The 25428-nt window shown below is 47.4% G+C and carries 14 protein-coding genes; all 14 read left to right on the top strand.

Features of this window, described 5'->3' with window-relative positions; translation table 11 throughout:
- Position 1 precedes the first annotated feature (1 nt).
- The 14 genes from prc to uup all read left to right on the top strand — a co-directional run bounded on the left by prc (position 2) and on the right by uup (position 25427).
- Positions 2-2038 (top strand): carboxy terminal-processing peptidase, encoded by a 2037-nt coding sequence (prc, locus tag L1285_RS12665; RefSeq protein ID WP_235412612.1) that lies wholly within the window; start codon positions 2-4, stop codon positions 2036-2038.
- 242 nt (positions 2039-2280) lie between these two features.
- Positions 2281-3756: a Na+/H+ antiporter NhaC gene (nhaC, locus tag L1285_RS12670; protein WP_235412613.1), complete on the top strand. Its 1476-nt coding sequence runs from the start codon at positions 2281-2283 to the stop codon at positions 3754-3756.
- A gap of 190 nt (positions 3757-3946) precedes the next feature.
- A complete protein-coding gene (pepN, locus tag L1285_RS12675) occupies positions 3947-6538 on the top strand; it encodes an aminopeptidase N (RefSeq protein WP_235412614.1) in 2592 nt (863 codons plus the stop codon).
- 42 nt (positions 6539-6580) lie between these two features.
- Complete coding sequence (locus L1285_RS12680) at positions 6581-6802, top strand: DUF2835 domain-containing protein (protein ID WP_235412615.1); 222 nt, start codon at positions 6581-6583, stop codon at positions 6800-6802.
- 236 nt (positions 6803-7038) lie between these two features.
- Complete coding sequence (locus L1285_RS12685; RefSeq protein ID WP_235412616.1) at positions 7039-9156, top strand: DUF1302 domain-containing protein; 2118 nt, start codon at positions 7039-7041, stop codon at positions 9154-9156.
- Between the two features lie 11 nt (positions 9157-9167).
- Complete coding sequence (locus L1285_RS12690; RefSeq protein ID WP_235412617.1) at positions 9168-10535, top strand: DUF1329 domain-containing protein; 1368 nt, start codon at positions 9168-9170, stop codon at positions 10533-10535.
- A gap of 111 nt (positions 10536-10646) precedes the next feature.
- The gene (locus L1285_RS12695; RefSeq protein WP_235412618.1) at positions 10647-11645 is read left to right on the top strand and encodes a WD40/YVTN/BNR-like repeat-containing protein; all 999 of its coding nucleotides are present in this window, start codon (positions 10647-10649) and stop codon (positions 11643-11645) included.
- Positions 11645-13975: an efflux RND transporter permease subunit gene (locus L1285_RS12700; protein WP_235412619.1), complete on the top strand. Its 2331-nt coding sequence runs from the start codon at positions 11645-11647 to the stop codon at positions 13973-13975. The genes L1285_RS12695 and L1285_RS12700 overlap by 1 nt, the downstream gene beginning before the upstream one ends.
- 202 nt (positions 13976-14177) lie before the next feature.
- Positions 14178-19016 carry an NAD-glutamate dehydrogenase gene (locus tag L1285_RS12705; protein WP_235412620.1) on the top strand — a complete coding sequence of 1613 codons (4839 nt, stop codon included), beginning with the start codon at positions 14178-14180 and terminating at the stop codon, positions 19014-19016.
- A gap of 256 nt (positions 19017-19272) precedes the next feature.
- On the top strand, positions 19273-20283 hold the full coding sequence (gene pyrD, locus L1285_RS12710; RefSeq protein WP_046003125.1) for a quinone-dependent dihydroorotate dehydrogenase: 1011 nt from the start codon (positions 19273-19275) through the stop codon (positions 20281-20283).
- 245 nt (positions 20284-20528) lie between these two features.
- On the top strand, positions 20529-21056 hold the full coding sequence (locus L1285_RS12715) for a cell division protein ZapC domain-containing protein (RefSeq protein ID WP_235412621.1): 528 nt from the start codon (positions 20529-20531) through the stop codon (positions 21054-21056).
- A 121-nt stretch (positions 21057-21177) separates the two neighbouring features.
- Positions 21178-23289, top strand: coding sequence for a bifunctional 23S rRNA (guanine(2069)-N(7))-methyltransferase RlmK/23S rRNA (guanine(2445)-N(2))-methyltransferase RlmL (rlmKL, locus tag L1285_RS12720; protein WP_235412622.1), 2112 nt, complete (start codon positions 21178-21180; stop codon positions 23287-23289).
- On the top strand, positions 23282-23512 hold the full coding sequence (locus L1285_RS12725; protein ID WP_046003123.1) for a glutaredoxin family protein: 231 nt from the start codon (positions 23282-23284) through the stop codon (positions 23510-23512). The genes rlmKL and L1285_RS12725 overlap by 8 nt, the downstream gene beginning before the upstream one ends.
- A 1-nt stretch (position 23513) precedes the next feature.
- The gene (uup, locus tag L1285_RS12730; RefSeq protein WP_235412623.1) at positions 23514-25427 is read left to right on the top strand and encodes an ATP-binding cassette ATPase Uup; all 1914 of its coding nucleotides are present in this window, start codon (positions 23514-23516) and stop codon (positions 25425-25427) included.
- Position 25428: the final 1 nt, after the last annotated feature.

Genomic DNA, 25428 nt, shown 5'->3' on the forward strand with positions numbered 1-25428 from the left:
TATGAGTAATAAGTTACCTTTAGTTGGTGCAATCGCACTGTTTGTGTCTGGCGTGTGTTCAGCTGCAACACAGACTGTCACGGAAAAAGACATTCCTGTACTGGAGCCTGAAATCCAGCATGCGACGGCAACCAAAAGGGTAACCAGTAAATTTACTCGTGAGCACTACAAGCGCTTTAAACTCGACGATGCGCTGTCTGAGCAAATTTTTGACCGTTATATCGAGAATCTCGATTATAACAAGTCACTGTTTCTTCAGTCAGACATCGACAAGTTTGCGAATTACAGAAAGCAATTTGACGATGCATTGAAAAAAGGCAAACTCGATTTTGCCTTTGATATGTTCAACGTCAGTATGCAACGTCGCTACGAGCGCTTTAACTATGCTATTTCTCTGTTAGATACAGAAATGAAGTTTGATAAACCGGACGAGTTTGTATTTGACAGAGAAGAGATGCAATTTGCCAGCACTCAAGCCGAGCTGGATGAGTATTGGCGTCAACGCGTTAAGTCCGACGCTCTGCGGTTAAAACTCACAGGCAAAGACTGGGCAGGCATCAAAGAAGTGCTGACCAAGCGCTATAAGAACACCATCAAACGTTTGGTACAAACCAATAACGAAGATGCATTTCAGATTGTGATGAATGCCTTTGCGCGCAGCATCGAAGCGCATACTTCTTACTTATCGCCCCGTCGTGCTGAGCAATTTAAAATGGACATGGAGCTTGAGCTGGAAGGCATAGGCGCCGTGTTGAGTTATGACGAAGACTACACGATTATTCGCAGTCTGGTTCCTGGCGGCCCTGCCGACAAAACAGAAAAAATCAAACCGGATGACCGCATTGTAGGCGTGGCGCAGGAAGGGGAAGAGTTTGTTGATGTGATTGGCTGGCGTCTCGATGACGTTGTCGACCTCATTAAAGGCCCTAAAGGGACCAAAGTACGGCTTCAGTATCTTAAAGGCAGTGACACCCATGGTACACCCAAAGTGGTGGAAATCGTGCGGGATAAAATCCGTCTTGAAGACAGAGCTGCGAAGTCGGAGGTTTTTGAAGCCAAATATTCAGATCTCACCAGCAAAGTCGGTGTGATTGAAATCCCCAGCTTCTATAACAACTTGTCGAAAGATGTGAAAAAGGAGCTGGAAAAGCTCAAAGAACAAAAGGTGGATGGTATTATCATCGATCTCAGACAAAACGGTGGCGGCTCATTGTATGAAGCCACTCAGCTGTCTGGGTTATTTATCGATAAAGGCCCGATAGTGCAGATCCACACTGCATACAACCGCGTTGAAGCACAAAAAGACAGTGACGGGGTGACTTATTACGACGGCCCGCTAACTGTATTGGTTGACCGTTACAGTGCATCTGCATCAGAGATTTTTGCTGCGGCAATGCAGGATTATGGTCGTGCAGTGGTGATCGGGGAGCAAACGTTTGGTAAAGGTACGGTACAGCAACACCGTGGCCTCAGAAAAACTTATGATCTGTTTGATAACGCACTTGGCAGCATTACCTACACCATTGCTAAATTCTATCGAATCGACGGTGGTAGCACCCAGAACAAGGGCGTTATTCCGGATATTTTACTGCCTTCTGCGGTTGACCCGGCAGAGTGGGGTGAGAGCCAGGAAGATAATGCGTTACCATGGGATAGCATTGTAAGAGCCAAATATCGCCAGTTAGATGACCTGAGCCCTACGATTAAGTATCTGAGCGAGCGACATGGGCTTCGTATTGCAAAAGAGCCTGAGTTTGCATACGTTTATGATGACATTGCGCGATACAAAGAACAGAAAGACGACATTGCGATTTCGCTGGTTGAAGCAGAGCGTACCAAAGAACGTGAAGAGCGTGACGAGCGTGCACTGAAGCGTACCAATGAGCGTCTTAAGCGCTTAGGTCAGGAGCCGGTGAAAGACCTGGACGATGTACCAGATATCATCGCAGAGCTGGACCCTTACCTGGAAGAAGCGGCGTTGATCACACAAGATTTGATTAACTATGGTCGCCTGGCCAAGAACAATACAGGTGATTGAGCAGCTGGTATAAAGCCAGGTTTACAGCAGGCTAAACGATGAAAAGGCGCATTGAGCGCCTTTTTTCGTTACCAGTGCGTGGGAAATTTGTTATTATTGACAGCTGCAATATTAAAAATAGTCAGGCAAGAAACTGTCTGGCGCTGTCTTGGGCGCAGGTTCAGGTGTTGTGCTTAACCATTGAACTGACCCGGCAGAGATAATAATAAAGCACTCCATTAAGTGCGAAGGAGTATTCTGGTTTGAGACAACAAAAGCAAGCATCCTATCTGGATGCCTTTATTCCAATTGTGGTACTAGTCAGCCTGTTAGGCGCTGCTGTATACCTGTACGGTGATAACTCTTCTTCAGGGCCGAACCAGATAGCCCTGCTGTTTGCGACCTTTACGGCCGCATTAATTGGCCTAAAAAATGGTTTTACCTGGAAAACGCTTGAAGAAGCCATGATCAAAGGGATCACGATTTCTTTAGGGGCAATCCTGATCCTGCTGATGGTGGGGGCTTTGATCGGGACCTGGCTGTTGTCTGCTACGGTGCCAACCCTGATCTATTATGGCTTACAGATCATTCATCCCTCCTGGTTCTATGCTGCAGGCTGTTTGATCTGTGGCATAGTTGCCATGAGTATCGGTAGCTCCTGGACTACGGCTGCAACCATAGGTGTTGCCCTATTAGGCGTCGCCAATGGCCTGGGGCTCGACCCGGTTGTCACGGCCGGCGCGGTGATCTCGGGTGCTTACTTTGGCGACAAACTTTCGCCACTTTCAGAAACGACCAATCTGGCGCCAGCAGTGGCAGGCAGTGATCTGTTTGAGCATATTCAGCACATGCTGTGGACCACAGTCCCAAGCTTTGTCATTGCTTTGATAATTTTTATCTTTATGGGATTCAACGCGGATGTGTCGAGTGAATCAAGCAAAATTGATGAAATTGCCACTATCTTGCAAAGTAACTTCAACATCAGCATCATTAACCTGGTGCCGCTGGCTATTTTATTAGGTCTTGCGATTAAAAAAATGCCTGCTTTTCCGGCTATTTCAATCGGCGCCGTCATTGGCGCGATTTGGGCGTTGCTGTTCCAGGGAGATTTGATAGCGAGTCAGGTGAACCCAGACGAGGGTGTGCTGGTGAGTCATTTCAAACTGGTTTGGGCAACCTTCTTTGACGGGTTCAGTCTTGAAACGGGTAACGCCAAAATGGATGACCTGCTCAGTGGCGGCGGTATGTCCAGCATGCTGACAACAACCTGGCTGGTCATGACGGCGTTGATGTTTGGCGCCATTATGGAAAAAACGGGACTGCTTGAACTGTTTGTTAAGAGCATTCTCAAAGTGGCAAAGAGCACAGGCTCTCTTATTGCCTCTACGGTTGCGACTTGTTTTGGTACTAACTTGGTTGCGGCAGATCAGTATATCGCCATTGTGGTACCAGGCCGTATGTTCAAAGAAGAATATAAGCAACGTGGCTTGAGAAGCGTGAACTTATCCAGAACGCTGGAAGACGGAGGGACAATCACCAGTCCTCTGATTCCCTGGAATACTTGTGGTGCCTATATGCAAAGCGTACTGCTGATTAACCCACTTGATTATGCCGTTTATGCTTTCTTTAACCTGATCAACCCGTTCCTGGCGATTGTATACGCTTACCTGGGTATTAAGATTTTGAAAATCAAGCCCAAAACAATGCAGCAGGGCACACCGGCTTCCGAAGCGCCCTAAGCGTTTAATCTGAATGAAACTAAAGCGCCTCATTAAAAATGGGGCGTTTTTACCTGTCTCCTAGCCATAAATCCCTTTGTCCTTAGCGCGGGTCGTTCTACAATAAAGATATTGATTTGCACTCATTTTTTCATTTTGCTCAGTCGAACCACACTGACATCTGCAAATGAATTTGATAATAGGAATTGTCATGACCTCAAAACCCCAGGCTAAATACCTGCATGATTATCAGCCTCCCACTCATGCAGTTGAAAACCTCTCCTTAACATTCGAACTGGATCCACAAAATACTCAGGTAACTGCGCGTTTTACATTGACGGCGCAAAGTGGTGCAAAGTCTGTGATGCTTGACGGTGTAGAGTTGACACTGAACTCTGTGAAAGTGAATGGACAAAACCATTCAGACTACACACTACATGATACAGGTCTTGAGTTACATGGGCTGAGTCCGCGCGCTGAAATTGAAATCGTCAATACCATTTCACCCGGCACCAATACCTCTCTTGAAGGTTTATATCTGTCAGATGGGGCGTACTGTACCCAGTGCGAGGCTGAAGGGTTTCGGAAAATTACCTATTTCCTGGATAGACCGGATGTACTGACGACCTATCAGGTCAAGATAGTCGGGCCCAAAGAAATGCCTTATTTGCTCTCTAACGGTAATAAGGTCGATAGTGGTGAGCTGGATGATGGCCGCCATTACGTATGCTGGGAAGACCCTTTTAAAAAGCCATCGTATTTATTTGCGCTGGTCGCCGGCGACTTTGATGTGCTGTCTGATAAGTTTGAAACCCGCTCAGGCCGCCAAGTCGACCTGCAACTCTTCGTTGATAAAGGTAATCTGAGCAAAGCACCGCACGCGATGACGTCTTTGAAGAAGGCCATGGCGTGGGACGAAGCGCGCTTTGACCTGGAGTACGATCTCGATATTTACATGATAGTTGCTGTGGACTTTTTCAACATGGGGGCGATGGAAAACAAAGGCCTCAATGTGTTTAACAGTGCTTGCGTACTGGCCAATCAGGAAACCGCGACCGACAGAGATTTTCACGTGATTGAGTCGATTGTTGGACATGAATATTTCCATAACTGGACAGGTAATCGTGTGACCTGTCGCGACTGGTTCCAGCTGAGCCTCAAAGAGGGCCTGACGGTATTTCGTGATCAGGAATTCAGCAGCGACTTGGGCTCTCGCGCATTAAACCGGATCGATGCGGTGAATACGGTTCGTACCCACCAGTTTGCAGAAGATGCCGGGCCAATGGCACACCCAATTCGCCCCCAACAAGTGATAGAAATGAATAACTTCTATACGGTGACTGTCTACAACAAAGGCGCTGAAGTGATCCGTATGATGCATACCATTCTGGGAGAGGCGGGTTTCCAAAAGGGCATGAAGCTGTATTTCGAACGTCATGATGGCCAGGCAGTTACCTGCGATGACTTTGTTGCTGCCATGAGTGATGCCAATGGTAAAGACTTAAGCCAATTTAAGCTCTGGTACAATCAAGTCGGTACCCCGAAAATCAGTGCACGAACGAGCTATGATGCGCAGCAGGGGGAGTTTACCCTGCATCTGGCGCAAAGCCATGCAGACAATGATCCTGTTGAAGCGCCACTGCATGTTCCAGTGGCGATTGAACTGTTAGACCAGCAAGGGCAGGTGATTGCAATTCCTGAATCAACTGCCAAACAAGGCAAAGTCATTGAGTTGACAGAGAAACAACAAAGCTTTGTTTTTGCGGGATTAAAAGATGAGCCTGTGATCGTATTGCTGGAGGACTTTTCGGCTCCCTGTACACTGCACTACGATTATAAACAGCATCAGTTGCTTCACATTGCTAAGTTTGCAAGCAGTGATTACGCGCGCTGGGAAGCCATTCAGCAGCTATATAGAGCCGAGATTAGATCACTGGTCAACACACAGGCATTTGCTGAATATCGCCTAACCGAAAGCTTGACTCACGCGCTGAGTATGTTGCTTGACGACTTAAGCGGAGATCTGTCGATTCTGGCGGAGCAATTTACCGTGCCAGGCTTTGATGCCCTCAGTGCTGATTACAACACAGTGCCAGTTGAGCCGCTGCACCAGGCGATTTCGACTATAGAGTATCAGATAGCACAGAAGCTTAAGCCAGTCTGGTGTGCAACCTATGAACAGCTCAATGATGATGGCAGCCTGAACAGCGCCGCGGTCGCTACTCGAACAATGAAAAATAAATGTCTGTTTTATCTCGCACTGGTATCGGACTCCCAGATCCAAGGCTGGATCCAGGAACAAAGTGAAAGCCACAACATGACGCTAAAACTAGGTGCGATCAGGGCCGCAGTTAATGCGGATCATGTGCTGACCCAGTTGTTACTAGATGATTTTGACAAGCAGTGGCAATCCGATCTGCTGGTAATGGACAAGTGGTTTGCACTGCAAGCCAGCCGGCGCGACGATAACTGCTTAGACAACATTTTGTCTCTGTACAGCCACCCCTGTTTCGACAAAGCGAATCCAAACCGAGTTAGGGCACTCATTGGCGCATTCACTCGCAGCAATCCGCTTCATTTCCATCGTGACGACGGGCAGGGCTACGCATTATTGGGTGATTTGATAGCCGAATTAAACCAGGTCAACCCGCAAAACGCCTCGCGGATCATCACGCCTTTGTTGTCGTTCAAACGCTTTGATGAAACCCGTCAAGGCCTGATGAAAGCGCAATTAGAGAAGCTGGCGAGATTGCCTGAACTGAGTGACGATTTGTACGAAAAAATTGACAAGGCGCTGAATTAACAGGGCCTCTGGCTGTAATGTGTAAAGGTTATTATATACAGAATGCAAGAGTATTACTTTTACATGGATTTGAGCCATGAACAGTGTATGGCGTATTACCACGGACATGTCGAGTTTATCCAGGTTGTCGAAGATGGCGGGAAGCGAATTCGCTTCCCGGCGCATCATATCAGACGCCATGTTTCAACTTTAGGGGTCCGAGGGCGCTTCCGTTTATTGCTTGATGAAAATAACCGCTTCGTAGCGTTAGAAAAAGTAGTTTGATGACAATTATGCGACGAGACACAATGTATTTTTGTTAAATCGGTTTGTTTTAAACTTAAATTACGTGTTATAACTACTCTGGTAGGACGTCTTACCATGAGTGAAATGCGCTCCAATGAGATAAAAATGCACCGATCAGACGCGTATTATTTGTAATTTAAAGCTATCGCTTCTATCGTTACGACAACAAAAAACAATAACTTGATAAGAATTACCCGCCAAAGGGGGGAGAAATAATGATAAAAACATCGCGCTTTGTGAAGAACAAGATAATGCTGGGCCTGAGCGCTGCATGTCTTGGTGTCGCTGGCACTGCTGCGCAAGCCGCCACGTTCCAAGTTGGTGATTTTGATGTAACCTTTGATTCCACGTTTTCTTACGGTCAGAGCATTCGTGTAGAAGACCGTGATTTTGATCACATTGGTAAAAGTAATCACCCACGTTATAACTGGACGGGTTATAACGCGTCACTTGGCAACACCATCTACTCATCATCTCAGATCTGGTCTCAGCAGGGTGCATACTCGAATAACGGTGACGCCGGCGATCTGAACTTCGATTCAGGTGACACTTTTTCTCAGTTGCTTAAAGGAACGCATGAACTTGGCATTACGAAGGACAACTATGGTTTCTTCTCTCGCTTCATGTACTTCAAAGACTTTGCAATGGAAGACGGTGATTTCGCATACACCAACCCGGTATCAGGTCAAAAAGTAGACCCCTGTGCAGACGACAAGACTAAGGAGCAAGCATGTTCAGACTTGCGCCTGTTAGATGCGTTCGTTTGGGCTGATTTTGACATCAATGATGGTAAAAACCCATTGGCAGTAAGACTGGGTCGTCAGGTTGTTAACTGGGGTGAAAGTACGCTTATCAGCCACGGGATAAACGTTAACCCGGTTGATATCGACCGCCTGAAAGCACCAGGTGCTGAACTTAAAGAAGCCTTTATCCCGGTTGGCATGTTCTGGGCCTCACTTGGCTTGACTGACAACGTGACATTGGAAGCCTTCTATCAGTACGAATGGCACGAGACTCGCCTTCCTGCGACAGGTAGCTATTTCTCTACTAACGACTTCGCGTCAGAGAATGGCTATAACCAGAACATTCAGCTTGGCTTTACCGCAAACCCGGATATTGACCTGGCACACCTGACTGAAGCGCTTAATAGCCTGCATGCTAACTGGATGGGGGCGTTGGCAGCTCAGGGCCTGGACGTAACCGATCCGAACGTATTACAAAGCGAAGCGGCTGTATCGCAGCTAACTTCGATGTATCTGGCTTACCCGACTAAAGTGGCTTTGAAAGGCAAGGGCCATAACGGTAAGAAAGAGCCGCAAGATGGCGGTCAGTTTGGTATTCGCCTGGGCATGTTCGCCCCGGAGCTTAACGATACTGAGTTTGCGCTATATTACATTAATTACCATGCGCGCCGCCCTCTGATCTCAGGTAAAGCCTCTAACTTTACCAGCGATGCCATTGCCGCTGATCTGAACTATATTCAGAACAACACGCTTAACGAAGAAAACTTCACTAACCTCAACGCATTTACGCAAGGCCTGATTGAGTATCCAGAAGACATTAAGCTGTATGGCCTGAGCTTCAATACCGCCATTGGCGAAACGGCTTTCTCAGGTGAATTTGCTTATCGCGAAGATGAGCCGCTGCAAATTGACGACGTAGAATTGCTTTATGCAGGTATGTTGGAACAGCTGGCGTTAGCTGGTATTCGTACTGATGTTGCGGGTCTGTCTCAGTTGAGCCAGGGCGACGACGTTGCTTACGTAAAACCGGGTGAAATCGCACAAGGCTATGTTCTGAAAGACACGATGCAGCTACAGTTTACCGCTACACATCTGTTTGGCCCTTCTTTAGGTGCAGACAGCTGGGCATTGGTTGGTGAAGTCGGTGGTGTAACCATCAAAGACATGCCAAGTTACGATGAACTACGTTTAAACGTAGCAGGTACTGGCCGAAGCGGTACCATTGAAGGTGTTAACGGTCAAAGCTACGATCTGCTGCATATGGCAATTTCTAATGGTCCTGAAGAGAACCCGTTCCCAACGGCTTCTGCATGGGGTTATCGTTTAATTGCTAAGGGTGAATACAATAACCTGTTTGCAGGCGTGAATATGTCACCTCGCATCGTGTTCTCTCACGACGTGAATGGTATAACACCTGATCCTATGTTCTTGTTTGTCGAGGATCGTAAGTCAGTTGGTCTGACCCTGAACTTTAACTACCAAAATGCCTGGTCATTTGACTTCGGCTATAACGCATTCTGGGGTGGTGGCAAGACCAACACATTCTCAGATCGTGACTTCGTTTCATTTAATATCAAGTATTCAATCTAAGGGCTTTCAATATGTTTAGAAAACCTACTATGCTTGCTGCAACAATTATAACTATGATGGCAGCACCGGGTGCATTTGCGAAAATGTCCCCAGAAGAAATAGCGCGCTTGGGCGCCGACCTGACGCCAATCGGCGCAGAAAAAGCGGGTAATGCCGACGGCAGTATCCCTGCGTGGACAGGGGGTATCACTAAGCCGCCTGCGGGATATAAAGTGGGCATGCACCACCCAGATCCATACGCCGATGACAAAATTTTGTTCACGATTGATAAAACCAATCTCGACAAGCATAAAGATAAGCTGAGCCCGGGACAGGTGGCCTTGTTCGAGACTTACCCGGATACCTTTAAGATGCACATCTACCCAACTCGACGTAGTGCTGCCTATCCTCAGTTTGTTTACGATGCAACCAAAAAGTATGCAGCAACAGCACAGCTGATCGAAGATGGTAACGGCATCAAAGACACCGCCATTGGTATTCCTTTCCCTATTCCTAAAAATGGTTTAGAGGCAATCTGGAACCACCTGTTGCGTTATCGTGGTTTGTCTATCGCGCGTTTCGGCGGGCAGGCAATGCCTACGGCTTCAGGGTCTTACAACATCATCGGATTCGATGAGAAACTGTTGGTAAAATATTCTGATCCAGATGCGACACCGGCTGAACTAAAAGAGTCTAACGTACTGTTCAAGTTCAAGCAGAAGGTAACAGAACCTGCGCGTCTTGCGGGTACTGCTCTGTTGGTCCATGAAACCATGGACCAGATCCTGACCCCTCGTCAGGCATGGACTTACAACACGGGTCAGCGTCGTGTCCGTCGTGCACCAAACGTAGCTTACGATGCACCGGGAACAGCATCAGACAGCCTACGTACTACCGATGATTTCGATATGTTTAACGGCTCACCTAACCGTTACAACTGGACGCTTAAAGGCAAGCAGGAGCTGTACATCCCATACAACAGCTACAAGCTGCACAGTGATAAGCTAAAGTATGACGATATTCTGATGGCCGGTCATGTAAACCCTGAGCATGTTCGTTATGAAAAGCACCGTGTTTGGGTGGTTGAAGCGAATCTGAAAGAGGGCACACGCCACATCTATAAGAAGCGTGTATTCTACATCGACGAAGACAGCTGGCAGATCCACATTGCTGACTTGTATGATAACCGCGACCAGATGTATCGTGTGGCGATGGCTCATGGTCTGAACTACTATGAGGTACCTACCCACTGGAGTACGCTAGACGTGTATCATGATCTGAACTCTCGTCGTTACCTGGCTATTGGCCTGGACAACGAAGAAAGCATGTATGATTTCAGCCAGTCTTTCCAGGACAATGAGTTTACACAAAGCGCGTTACGCCGCGAGGGTAGACGATAAGCACAGTGGCCGGTTAGTGCCGGCACAGCACAACTTCTCAGGGGCTGCTTTTGTAGCCCCTGAACCTGCTCTTCCTATTCTCTCTCACACTAAATTTATCGAGTATTCATCATGATTAAGAAGTTAGTCGCAACCACGATTGCAGTGATGGCAATGCAAAGTGATGCAGTAGCCGCAGCTTCTGATGCATTAATGGTGGCACACCCACAGCGTACACTATTGACAGATATCAGTTACACAGGTCAGCAATTGGTTGCGGTTGGTAAGCATGGCACCATAGTAACCAGCAAAGATGGTAAAAGTTGGCAGCAAGCCACAGTGCCGGTGCAAAGTTTACTGACCGCAGTGACCTTTGCCAGCGAAAAAAAAGGCTGGGCATGTGGCCACGACGCAACAATTCTGAACACCGAAGACGGTGGTCAAAGCTGGCAGATCCAGCAACATTTACCAGATATTGAAAAACCTTGTCTTGATATTACCTTTGCCGATGAACAAACCGGCTATGCTGTTGGTGCTTACGGAATGATGTATGAAACCACTGACGGCGGTAAAAAATGGACTAAACGGTTTATTGATGCCTTTGTTCACCCGGATGACGTCACTTATCTTGCCGAACTCAAAGAAGATGATCCGGCAGCTTATGAAGATGAAACCGCGTTTATTTTGCCTCACTTCAATGCGTTGCTGATTGATGGCTCGCAATATCTGCTGGCCGGTGAAATGGGTTTATTCGCTATCAGTGATGATGCAGGAAAGAGCTGGCGCAAGTTACCCGCATTTTATGCCGGTTCTTTGTTCTCAGTTAATAAAACCGCGGATGGCAGGGTGGTTGCAGCAGGGCTACGCGGCAATGCGTTTGTTTCCAACTCGGATCTGTCTCAATTTCAGCGCCTTTCGCTCACTAAAACTGCCACGATTAACCATGTAATGAGTGTGAATAAACAGCAATATCTGTTTGCAAACAGTGGCGTTATTCACACCAGAAATGAAACAGGTCTGTCTACTAAACAGCTTAAAAATGGCAAGTCCATCATGGCCGGTGTGTTGTTTGAAGGAAACTTGATATTGGCAACGGAACAAGGGATCCAGATAGAAGAGGCGAAACACTAATGCAGTCATTGTTAAACCAACTTGTTTACGTCGTTTTCCGGCATCGTGTTGCGATGATCTTGTTCTTCATTGTCGCAACGCTGTTTTTAGGCTTTCGCGCGACGCAGATCCAGCTTGATGCCTCTTTCAATAAAAATATTCCGCTCAACCATGAATATATGCAGGTTTACCTGAAGCATGAAAAGCAGTTTGGTGGTGCGAACAGTATTCTGATCTCTGTGTGTGATGCCGACGGAGATATTTTTAATCCTGAATTTTTTACTCAGCTGAAAGCCGTTCACGACCAGCTGTATTTTATTCCGGGGGTCAATCGCCCACTGGTTAACTCGATTTTTGCACCCAGCGCACGGTTTGTAGAGGTTGTTGAAGACGGCTTTGCCGGCGGTCCCATTATTCCGGCAAATTTCACGGCTGACGAAGCTGGTTTGGCCGTGGTAAAGCAAAACATCGAAAAAGCGAAAGTGGTTGGCCGTATGGTAGCCAGTGATTATTCGTGTGCCATGGTTACAGCTCAACTTATGGAAACGGATCCGCAAACGCAGGAAAAGCTCGATACACTGGCATTTGCTAAAAAGCTTGAAAGTGAAATTCGTGAGCCACTGAGCACAGACAAAGTATCTATTCATATTATCGGCTTTGCCAAAATGGCCGGTGATATTGCCGATGGTGCCAAAGGCGTTGTGCTATTTTTTGCGGTAGCAATTTTATTCACCTTCATCATGGTGTGGTTATTCTGTAAAAGTTTTAAGCTGACACTTTTGCCAATCATGTGCTCTTTGATTGCCGTTGTCTGGCAAATGGGCTTGCTCACCGTACTAGGTTTTGGCTTAGATCCTATGTCGATCCTGGTGCCATTTTTGGTCTTTGCCATTGGTGTGAGCCATGGTGTGCAGATGATTAATGCGATCGGTAAAAAAGTGGCGGAAGGCGTGAGCAGTAAAGTGGCGGCAGAAGCAAGCTTTAAAGCCCTGCTAATACCGGGTGGTATTGCGCTGTTATCCGACACCGTAGGCTTTTTGACTTTACTTGCCATTGATATTGGCATTATCCGTGAGCTGGCGATCACAGCGAGTTTAGGTGTTGCTGTGATTATCTTCACTAACCTGATCTTGTTGCCCGTACTGGCTTCTTACTATAACTCCAGCAAAATTCACCGTGTTGACGATGGTAATTCTTTCAGCCACAAGCTATTCACCTCGATGCGAGAAACCTTGGTGAAAACCACGGATAAGCGTGTTGCCCGGGTTATCCTGCTGGTGAGTGCCGTTTTATTTGGCCTGGGATACTGGCAGTCGCAACATATGCAAATTGGTGATCTGCATGCAGGGGCACCAGCGCTACATGAAGATGCGCGCTACAATCAGGATACCTTCCTGATCTCAGACCGTTACGCTATTTCTTCGGATATCCTCAAAGTATTGGTGGAAGCCTATCCGGCTGCGTGTACGGAGCATGACACGATGGACAGGATCAGTCGCTTCCAGTGGCGCGTTGAGAACTTGCCCGGTGTCCAGTCTGCTGTTTCACTGAGCTCCGTTGCGCAATCTGTGAATGCGGGATACAACGAAGGCAACCTGAAGTGGCAAACCTTGCCGCGCAACAGTGCGTCACTGGTTCAGGCCACATCCCGGGTTGAAACCAGCACGGGCTTGTTAAATGGTGACTGCTCTGTGATGCCGATTATCATCTTTATGGCCGATCACAAGGCGCAAACCATAGATAATGTGGTATCGCAAATTAAGGCGTTTGCAGAAGAAGAGGGCACAGATCAGGTGCAGTTCAAACTGGCATCGGGTCCTATTGGTGTAATGGCTGCCACCAACGAATCGGTCTCGGCAGCGCAGCTGCCGATGATGATTTATGTATATGGTGCTGTGATTGTGTTGTGTCTGATTAGCTTCAGAAGTGTGCGTGCCACCATCGCCGTGGTATTGCCGCTATATATCGTCTCAACGCTGGCGCAAGCGCTGATGGTAAAACTGGAAATTGGCCTGACAGTATCGACCCTGCCAGTGATTGCGCTGGGGGTAGGTATCGGTGTGGATTATGGCATCTATATTCTGTCTTCGATGATGACTCAGCTGAAACAGGGGGTCCCACTGGCCTATGCGTATCGTAATGCGTTGGCCGAGCGTGGCAGTGCGGTGCTGTTTACCGGCATCACTTTGGCCATCGGTGTCAGTACCTGGATTTTCTCCGCACTCAAATTCCAGGTCGATATGGGGATATTATTAACCTTTATGTTCCTGGTTAATATGTTGGGTGCCGTTTTATTATTACCTGCAATAGGAACCTTAATCTGGACAGACCAGAAAAAAAAGTGTGAATAAAAGTGCTTATAAATGGCCGGTTTCGGCCATTTATATCTATATTTAGTGAATATCTGACCAACCGGCTGAAAAGGCTATAATGTTTTCGTCGAAAAGGCTTTTTATTAGCGCCAGAAAGGTTAAAATTCACATGACTCCACGCTAATAAATGGCTGTACAAATAATCTACCGTTCAAAGGTGGTATAGATTAAGGAACACATAATGACACAAAATGAAGGTCCAGCATCGGTTATCCTGGATAACGTCACCAAGCTGATCCACAAAAAAGTTCATGCCGAAAACGTGTCGCTCGTTGAAACTTTTGCCAAAGCCTTGTACAGCAATATGTCTAAAGAGGACTTGGCACATCGTAACGACAGTGACTTATACGGAGCCGCATTGAGTCTTTGGAATTCTCTCGAAAAGAATGCCACTGACGATGCGGTTATTCGCGTTTTCAACCCGGAAGTAGCCAAAGATGGCTGGCAATCCTCTCACACGATCGTCGAGATCATCGCCAAAGACATGCCATTTTTGGTTGACTCGGTACGCATGGCACTGAGCCGCAAAAACATCGTGTCTCACTTACTGTTGCATAGCCCGCTTAAAATTAAGCGCGACAGCAATAACAAGATCACTGCATTATCAAATTTAAAAGCAGAACAAGAATCATCGTCGACTAAGACAGTGTTTTTCATTGAGATCGACCGTCAGACAGATGCCAAGGCAATCAAAGCGTTTACCGAAGAACTGGAATCAGTATTGAAAGACGTGTCTGTGGCGGTTGAAGACTGGAAGCCAATCCGCGATAAACTGGTTGCAGTCAGTAAAGAGATCCCAACACGCCACCATGACTGCTCTCAGGCAGAAGTCAATGAAGCGGTTGAGTTCCTTGAATGGCTATCTTCAGATAACTTCACTTTTATGGGCTACCGTCAGTATGATTTGGTGCCAGTACAAGGTGACCATGAGCTGCGCGCAGTACCAGACACCAGCCTGGGTTTGATGAAAAACTCCAGCCACGATGGCGGTCGTTTGCTTTCTGAGCTGCCAGAAGTGGCCCGAAAAGAAGCCCGCAGCAAAAACCTGCTGATTTTAACCAAGACTAACTCTCTGTCTCGTGTTCACCGTCCAGCCTATATTGATTATGTGGGTATCAAGCGTTTTGACGAGCAGGGCAATGTGATCGGTGAAGACCGTTTCATCGGCTTGTTCTCATCGAGCTTCTACAATAATAGTGCGGCCGATGTGCCTGTGCTCAAGAGCAAGATCCAGCGTATTATGGAGCAATGTGATTTTGCAGAAGGTACGCACGCTTATAAAGCCGTATTAAACTTGCTCGAAACCTATCCGCGCGACGAGTTAGTTCAGGCCCGTGAAGCCGAGCTACTGGAAGTTGCGACAGGCGTATTGCAAATTCAGGAACGCGACATGTGTCGTCTGTTCGTTCGCCGTGATGTATACGGGCGCTTCTTCTCTTGTATGGTATACGTACCACGTGAGCGCTATAACACGGCACTACGTCGTGAAACTCAAAAACTATTGGCAGATGCATTTAAGTCCAATGAAAAAGTTGAGTTTACGACCTTTTTCTCAGAGTCCACACTGGCGAGAACGCATTATATCGTGCGTGTGGCAGACAACAGTATTAAGTACAACGTGAAAGACATCGAAAATAATCTGGCAGAAGCCGCTCGCACTTGGGAAGATAAACTACAGTCAGCATTGCTTGGCAGCAACGGTGAAACCCGCGGTAACGAGCTAAACCGCAAGTATGCCAATGCGTTCCCACACTCATACAAAGATCAGGTTTTGCCTAGTGCTGCTGTGGTCGACATTGAGAAGCTGGAGCAACTGAGCGACGAGAAAAAGCTGGAAATGCTGTTCTATCGTCCTCAGGAAGAAGCAAACAGCGAAATCGTTCGCCTGAGCTTGTTCCACAAAGATGTTCCGATCCACCTGTCAGACGTTATGCCGATGTTGGAAAACTTTGGTCTGCGCGTGATTGGTGAAACGCCTTACGCAATCAAAACTAGCGATGGTCAGGTAAACTGGATCATGGACTTCTCCATGATGATCGACTCCAAAGGCATTGCAGATTTCGATAAAGTATCTGCACGTTTTCGCGCCGCATTGACCAATGTCTGGAACAACCGTCTGGAAAGCGATGGCTTTAACCGCATGGTATTGTTGGGTGGCATGACAGGCCGTGAAGCGTCTATTTTGCGTGCATACGCTAAATATATGCGTCAGATCGGTGTGACATTCTCGCAATCTTATATCGAGAATACCTTTGAGCACTATCCGCACATTGCAGCGCAAATCGTAGAGCTGTTTGTGAAGAAATTCTCTCCTGCGAAGAAAGCGGCACAAAAGACGCTGGACAAGCTGATTGAGAAGATCTACCTGGAGCTGGAAAACGTTGCTAACCTGGATGACGACCGCATCATTCGCATGTACGTTGATATGATCAACGCCACACTGCGTACTAACTTCTACCAAAAAGAAGCGGACGACAGCAACAAGTCTTATGTCTCGTTCAAGGTTAATCCACGTGCCATCCCTGACATGCCGTTGCCTTTGCCTGCGTACGAGATCTTTGTCTACTCTCCGCGCGTAGAAGGTGTGCATTTACGTGGTGGTAAAGTCGCGCGTGGTGGTTTACGTTGGTCTGACCGCCGTGAAGATTTCCGTACCGAAGTACTGGGTCTGGTTAAGGCACAGCAGGTTAAGAACACAGTAATCGTTCCAGTTGGTTCAAAAGGTGGATTCGTTTGTAAGCAGCTGCCTAGTGACCGTGAAGCTTTCTTCAAAGAAGGTCAGGAATGCTACAAGATGTTCATCCGTGGTTTGTTAGATATCACAGACAACATCATTCACGGTGAAATTGTGCCACCAGTTGACGTTGTACGTCATGACGAAGACGACCCGTACCTGGTTGTCGCTGCCGACAAAGGCACCGCGACGTTCTCGGATATCGCGAACGGCATTGCTGAAGAGTACAACTTCTGGCTGGGTGATGCGTTTGCCTCAGGTGGTTCAATTGGTTATGACCACAAGAAAATGGGTATCACAGCGAAAGGTGCGTGGGAGTCGGTTAAACGTCATTTCCGTGAAATGGACATCGACTGTCAGACTACAGACTTCACCGCGGTTGCTATCGGTGACATGGGTGGTGACGTATTTGGTAATGGTATGTTGCTGTCTAAGCACATTCGCCTGCAGGCAGCCTTTAACCACATGCACATTTTCATCGACCCGAATCCGGATGCCGCAAGCTCTTATGTAGAGCGTGAACGCTTGTTTAAACTGCCTCGCTCAAGCTGGGAAGATTACAACAAAGAGCTGATCTCTGAGGGCGGTGGTGTATTCTCTCGTGCAGCTAAGTCAATTAACCTGACGGCTGAAATGAAGAAGATGCTGGGCACCAAAAAAGCCAGCATGACACCTAACGAGCTAATCAAAGCGCTGCTTAAGATGCCAGCTGATCTGCTTTGGAACGGTGGTATCGGTACTTACATTAAAGCTAAGTCTGAATCCAATGCCGATGTGGGCGATCGCGCGAACGATGGTCTGCGTATCGATGGTTCAGAGCTGGGTGCTAAGATCTTTGGTGAAGGTGGTAACCTGGGTGCAACGCAACTGGGTCGTATCGAGTTTGCCGAGAAAGGCGGACGCATTAACACCGACTTCATCGATAACGTAGGTGGTGTAGCTTGTTCGGATAACGAAGTAAACATCAAGATCCTGTTGAACGGTCTGGTAGCAGAAGGCGACCTGACTAAGAAACAGCGTGATGAACTGCTGTATGCCATGACGGATGAAGTGTCTGAGCTGGTACTGGCTGACTGTTACCGTCAGACGCATACCTTGTCTATCACTAAGTCGAAAGGTCCGGCAACACTGAAAGAGAAGATCCGCTTTATCCATGCGCTGGAGAAAGAGGGCAAACTGGACCGTACGATTGAGTTCTTACCAACGGATGAAGAGTTGGCAGAGCGCGCAGCGGCAGGGTCTGATCTGACTCGTCCTGAGCTGTCGGTACTGGTTTCTTACTCTAAGATGGTGTTGAAAGAATCTCTGGTTGTTGATGAGATTTCAGAAAACCCGTATTACCGTCAGTTGTTAGTGAATTCATTCCCGGTGCCACTGCGCGAGCGCTTTAACGCGGCGATGGATAACCACCCACTGCGTAAAGAAATCATCGCGACGAAACTGGCGAACAACATAGTTAACGACATGGGCCTGAACTTCATGGTCCGTATGCACGAAGAAACAGGTGCAACGGAAGCCGAGATTGCGCTGTGCTACTCAATTGCCAGCGAAATCTTTGAAATGAAACAGACCTGGCAGTCAATTGCTGCGCTGGATAACCATATTCCATCAGCGGTTCAGACAGAAATGTTGTATCAGCTACGTCGTACTGTACGCCGTACAACGCGTTGGTTCCTGCGTCACCGCAACAAGGGTATGACAATTGAGCAAACCATTGCGTTCTTTGCGCCGACCTTTGCAGATCTGAGCAAAAACCTCAACAGCTACATGGTTGAAGAAGAAAGTGCACGCCTGACAGAAAAAGCCGACGCGCTTATCGCACAAGGTGTACCAGAGCAAATCGCAATGCGTATTGTGTCTCTGTCTAGCCTGTTCTCAGTCATGGACCTGGCAGAAGTAGCTGCAAGCTCTGGCCGCGCCATTGATGTAGTGTCTAACACTTACTTCAAATTGGGTGCGAACATGGGACTGCACTGGTTCCTTGACCAGATCACGGCACAACCGGTTGCCAACCACTGGCAGGCGCTGGCACGTGCCTCTTACCGTGAAGAGCTGGACTGGCAGCAACGTGCATTGTCTGAAGTTGTTCTGAACAGCTTTGAGGGCGATGACCACGATGTCGATTCACTGATCAATCAGTGGATGGAAAATCAGTCAACGCTATTGCTACGTTGGCAGCAAATGCTGGCTGAGTTCAAGACGTCGCAGAGTCATGACTTTGCCAAGTTCTCAGTGGCATTGCGTGAACTGATGTTGTTGAGTCACAACTGTGACACTTCCAAATAGAAAATAACCCGTTAAAATACCCCGGCTTTGCTGGGGTATTTTTTTATCTCAGATTTGAAAATTGACACCAAGTCGCTTCATTTAAGTAAGCCGTTTTGAGGCAAGACAATCTCGGTGATAGCCAGGCAAGAATTTTATGTTTTGTGTGGTACTAAATCAGAAGTTTTTAGCGCAGTTAGCGACGGTTCATCCTTTAAATGGTTTATGCATGAATGCTGATTGGTGTCATACGTTACTAGGAACTTAAGGAGTCTCCATGTTTTATGATTTAGCGCGTCGCTATATGTTCAGTAAAGATGCCGAGTGGGCTCATGATTTTGCGCTCGGAAATTTACGCCGCTTCGCGAACACCCCATTAAGTATGGCCTGGTCACAGTCACTTCCAAAGAAACCGGTTAATTTTCTGGGCCTGGAGTTCGACAACCCGGTGGGGTTAGCTGCGGGACTCGACAAAAATGCAGAGTGTATTGATGCATTCAGCCAGATGGGCTTTGGCTTTATTGAAGTGGGTACGGTTACACCCAGACCTCAGGCCGGTAACGACAAGCCCCGGATATTTCGCTTGCCAGAAGCCAACGCGATTATTAATCGTATGGGCTTTAATAACAAAGGGGTAGATAACCTGGTCGCAAATGTTAAAGCGGCCCGCTACAGCGGTATCCTGGGTATCAACATAGGTAAAAACAAAGATACGCCGAACGAGCAAGGTAAAGATGACTATATTCACTGTATGCGTAAAGTGTTTGAGCACGCGTCTTATATTACCGTCAATATTTCCTCGCCAAATACACCAGGATTACGCGACCTGCAATATGGTGAAGCCCTGGATGATTTACTACAGAGCCTGAAAAACGAGCAGATAGACCTGATCGAAAAACACAAAAAGTCAGTGCCTATGCTGGTTAAGATTGCACCGGATGTGGATGCAGTTCAGTTACAGCAAATTGCCGAATCACTGGTTAATAACCGCATTGATGGTGTTATTGCCACTAACACCACACTGTCGCGAGAAGCAGTCACAGGTCTTGCGCACGCAGAAGAGGCGGGTGGTTTATCGGGTCGCCCTGTACGCGAAAAGTCGACACAGGTGGTGAGCGAACTGAAGCGTATGACCGAAGGTAAGCTCCCGATTATTGGTGTTGGCGGGATCGACAGCGCAGCTGCGGCAAAAGAAAAGCTTGAAGCCGGCGCCGATTTGATCCAGGTCTACACCGGTTTTATTTATGAAGGTCCTCAGTTGATCAAAAAGATCATCACTGAGATCTAACCGGTTGTTTTATAAGCTACTGAATATAAGTGTAATTATTCTGTAACTTAACCGCCATTGAGATACATTTTGATAAAACGATCATTGTTATGCCGCAATGATCGTTTTTTCCTTATAAAGATCATTCATATAGCGCGATGATCTAAAACAATTTGTTATTACAAAAATTTTCACACAGCGATATTTCGCGATATACTTCTGTCTAGGTCTTAGATGCGTAACACATTGATATCGGGAGGTCCGTTTTGCAAGCATCCAAAGAGTGGCGGTGGATAAGATGTAGCCACAGGAACAGACTGCTTGTTGATTTGGGTGATGACCTTCAGTTATGCACGCCGTTTCGTCTCAGACAATTAACGGAAGACTCCCTGCAAAGTGTCGACTTAAGTGTCGAAGAAGCCGCTTTTTATCGTAACGTATACGATTACTTGCTCGGATTCAAAGTCTGGTCAGAGCCTCAATGTTGTCAAATCGCCCTTAATGCGACCGCGGCTAAGTTCCACTTACTCCCCGTACAAGCTAAAAGCTGGTTTTTCAAAAGCTATACGGGAGGTCAGCCTCTGGTGGATGCGGTCATCACGTTGCACTCCAAATGCCAGCCTGGTGAATTTTTGATTGTGGACCACAATCACGAGAGCAGCCTGTGTATTAATCTTACTCAGGGTTTTATGCTGGATGAAAATATCGAGCTTGAGCAATTCCAGGCAATTAAGGTCCTTAACGACAGAATACATCCGCTTATTCAGGTACACAAACAGAGCCAGACAGCCTGAATCTCCAGCCTTTGTGCTGTGCCTGAAATCGACCAACTTGGTTATGCTGTTTGACTCTGATATCCCAGTCTGCTCCTTGCTGTGTTATACTCGCTGCAATTGAAATTATTGAGTATTTACATTGCAGTTTATCGCCTTAACGTCCATCGGAATTGAAAACCTGTTGCTTGAAGAGCTTCAGTCTCAGGGGCTGGAAGTTGTCAAACAAAGTGTTGGTTCGGTCCGCTTTACTGCGGATAGTCTGGCAGTGCAGAAATTCTGTATGACCACGCGCTTTGCAACGCGCGTCATGATGCTGATTGATGAGCACGAAAACATCAACAACAAAGATGATCTATACAAATTCGCGCGTTTTCAGGGCTGGCAGGAGTGGTTTGGTCCTAAGCAAACATTTGCGGTCGAATTCAATGGTACCAATCGAGAGCTGAAAAACACGCAGTTTTCCGGTTTAGTGATCAAAGACGCCATTGTGGATTATTTTCAGGATCTGTACGAGCAACGCCCGTCAGTCGATAAGCAAGATGCTAATGTACGCGTAATAGCTAAACTCAATAAGGAAAAAATTGCCCTTTATATCGACTATTCTGGCCCACGTCTGTCAGACAGAGGGTATCGTACCAAACAAGGCCGGGCGCCTATTCGCGAAAACCTTGCAGCGGCATTGGTGCAGCGCAGTGGTTGGCTGAATGATACCTCTAAACCTTTGTTTGACCCATGCTGTGGCTCTGGTACTTTGCTGATAGAAGCGGCCAGCATGGCGCTGAACCTGCCTGCCAATATAAACAAAGACTTTGCCTTCAAGCGCTTACCCGGGTTTCGTGATGCCAAATTTAAAGAGCTAAAAAGCGAGTTAAAACAGGCACAGCTGGATAAACCCTTGTGGATCATCGGCCAGGACATTGACGCTCAGGTGCTGGAAACCGCAATGGGCAACGCCAAACGCGCAGGGCTCGAGCAATACATCCGTTTTAGTGAGGGAGATGCCAGCCTGCTGACTTGCGTTGCCAAACGTCCGGGTACATTGCTCAGCAACTTGCCTTATGGTGAGCGCTTAGGCTCTATGGCAGAGCTAATCAGCCTTTACCGGGGTATGGGCGAGCGATTTAAAAAGCACTATAAAGACTGGTCTGTGGCCTTACTTGGTACAGATGAAGCACTATTTAAAACGCTTAAGCTGTCCTCGAAAAAGCGTTATAAATTTAAAAACGGTCCGCTCGATGTCGCTTTGTATCTTTACGATATGGATGAGCGCCAGGTGGCGCAAAACGAACAGACCGGCGCGCTGCATTTTGAACAGTCACGGGCGTTTGCCAACCGGGTTAAAAAGAACAAGCAAGCTTTGAAAAGCTGGCTCAAAAAAGAGCTGGTGCAGGCGTATCGTGTGTATGATGCCGATATTCCAGAGTATAATGTGGCTGTGGATGTCTACGGCGACAGTGCCGTGGTATTTGAATACGCTGCACCAAAAGAAATCGATGAGTTAGTCGCCAACAAGCGCCTTCAGGATGTTATCACGCTGACAGCAGAAACGCTGGATATCGACCCTTCAGATATTGCGGTTAAGGTGCGTAAAAAGCAAAAAGGTCAGGAACAATACAATGCACTTAGCAAGCAAAACCGGGTGCAAGTGGTTGAAGAGTTTGGCGCCAAGTTCAAAGTTAATTTGTTCGATTATCTGGACACCGGATTGTTTTTAGATCACCGCCTGGCCAGACGCTATATTCAGCAAAATGCTAAGAACAAGCGTGTACTTAACTTGTTTGCGTATACCGGCAGTGCGTCGGTCCACGCGGCACTCGGTGGCGCAAAAGCAGTGACTACCGTCGATATGTCTAAAACTTACCTGAAGTGGGCAGAAGAGAACTTCGCGTTAAACGAGTTGCGTAACCCACGTTTTAGATTTGAGCAGGCAGATTGTCTTAAGTGGCTTGAACACGCGCAAGGTCAATATGATTTGATCTTCCTTGACCCGCCAACGTTCTCTAATTCAAAACGTATGAAAGACGTATTTGATGTGCAGCGCGACCATATCCAGCTACTGGGATGGGTGAAAAAAATCCTCAGCCCGGGTGGTACCTTGTTGTTCTCCAATAATAAACGGGGCTTTAAAATGGATGAAGTTGGCCTCATGGGGCTTGGTCTCAAGGCTGAAAACGTGTCAGAGCAAACTCTGTCACCGGATTTCAAGCGCAACAAGCAAATTCACAACAGTTGGTTGATCACCCATGGCTAAGCTTACCCTGTTTTATACTGACGGCTGTCACCTTTGCGAGCAAGCTCACGAATTGGTGCTACGTTGTGTCGACAGTGACGCTGTAGTGCATCAGGATATTGTGGACGACCCTCAGCTGATGGCTGACTATCAGACGTCCATTCCCGTACTTAAGTCAACAGACAGTGCCAGGACTTTGTTCTGGCCCTTCACAGAACAAGATATAAAAGAGTTATTAAAGTAAGATGGATTTAATCAGAATTGCAAGGGCCCAGCTGGCTTTTGGTACTCATCCTTTGTTAGATCAGGCGGATGCGGTCATTGAAGCCGGAGAGCGGGTCTGTATTGTCGGGCGCAACGGTGCCGGTAAATCAACCCTGCTCAAGGTTCTCGACGGGCAAGTTCAGCTCGACGATGGTGAAATTAACCGGGTATCGGGATTGAAAGTATCGCGGCTCGAGCAAGATCCGCCAAAGGGCGCACAGGGCAGCGTATTCGATTATGTCGCCGGCGGCCTGCCAGATATTGCCCAGCTACTGATTGACTATCATCATGTCAGTGAAGCACTGCAAACGGATCATTCAAGCAGCTTGCTCAGTCGTCTGGAGCGTTTATCAGCCGATATTGAAGCGAAAGATGCGTGGCGTTTCGAAAGCCGTATTAAGCTGGTACTGACCCAATTGCAGCTGAGTGCCAACATGAAGCTGGAAAAACTCTCCGGTGGCTGGCTGCGCAAAGTGGCTTTAGCTAAGGCATTGGTGAGCGACCCGGACTTGTTGCTGTTGGACGAACCAACCAACCACCTAGACATGAGCAGTGTTGAGTGGCTTGAGCAATTCTTAAAGGAATTCAAAGGCGGTATTGTTTTTATCTCCCACGACCGGGCATTTATCCGCGGCGTTGCAACGCGTATTCTTGATTTGGACCGAGGTAAGCTTATCTCTTACCCGGGCGATTATGCTAAGTATCTGGAACAAAAGGCGCACGTTCTGAAAGTTGAAGAGGCACAAAACGCCTTATTTGACAAAAAACTCGCCGAAGAAGAAGCCTGGATCCGTCAGGGGATCAAAGCACGCCGCACACGCAACGAAGGACGAGTCAGAGCGCTCAAAGCACTGCGGGTTGAGCGCAAGCAACGTGTTGAGCAAGTCGGCAAGACTGACTTTAACATTGAGTCAGCCGATCGTTCCGGTAAGTTGGTCTTCGAGGCACAACATATTGGTCATGCCTTTAAAGATAAGCGCATTGTGGATGATTTCTCGACCCTGGTCATGCGTGGCGATCGGGTGGGGCTTATCGGTCCCAACGGCGTCGGTAAAACCACTTTACTGAAAATTTTATTTGGTGATATTGCGCCGGATAACGGCAAAGTGAAGCAGGGCGTAAACCTTGAAGTGGCCTATTTCGACCAGTATCGTGAAAAGCTGGATGAGGAAAAAACCGTTCAGGACAACGTTGCCGAAGGCAAGCAGGAAGTACAAATGGGGGGCCGCAGTCGCCATGTTCTGGGTTACCTGCAAGACTTCTTATTCCCGCCTGCACGAGCGCGCACCCCGGTTAAGGCCCTGTCCGGTGGAGAGAAAAACCGTCTGTTGCTGGCCAAGCTATTCCTTAAACCGTCAAATGTATTGGTACTCGATGAGCCAACCAATGATCTGGATATCGAAACACTGGAATTGCTCGAAGAGATCATCAACCAGTATCAGGGCACGATCCTGATAGTCAGCCACGACAGGGAGTTTATCGATAATACCTGTAACAGTGTCTGGGCATTTGAGGGCGAAGGCAAAGTGACCGAGATTGTCGGTGGTTTTAGTGATTTTGAAGCATATCGGACACAGCGCCAGGAACAGCAAAAAGCATTGGAAAAGCTCGATAAAGAGAAGCAGCAGGCGAGCGATAACAAAAAATCAGCCAATAAAAACAAATCAGGCAAGTTAAGCTACAAATTAAAGCTTGAACTGGAAACATTGCCGGGTAAAGTAGAGGCTCTGGAAAACGAGTTGGAAGAGCAGCAAAACCTGGTGAATTCACCAGAGTTTTTCAAGCAAGATCCTGAAACGACCCAAACCGCGTTGAACCATTTGGCCGACCTTGAGTCCAAGCTTGAAGCCGCGTTTGAGCGTTGGGAAGAATTAGAAGCATTACAGAATCAGTAGT

The organism is Pseudoalteromonas sp. DL2-H2.2, from assembly GCF_021532535.1.
Classification (GTDB): Bacteria; Pseudomonadota; Gammaproteobacteria; order Enterobacterales; family Alteromonadaceae; genus Pseudoalteromonas; species Pseudoalteromonas rubra_A.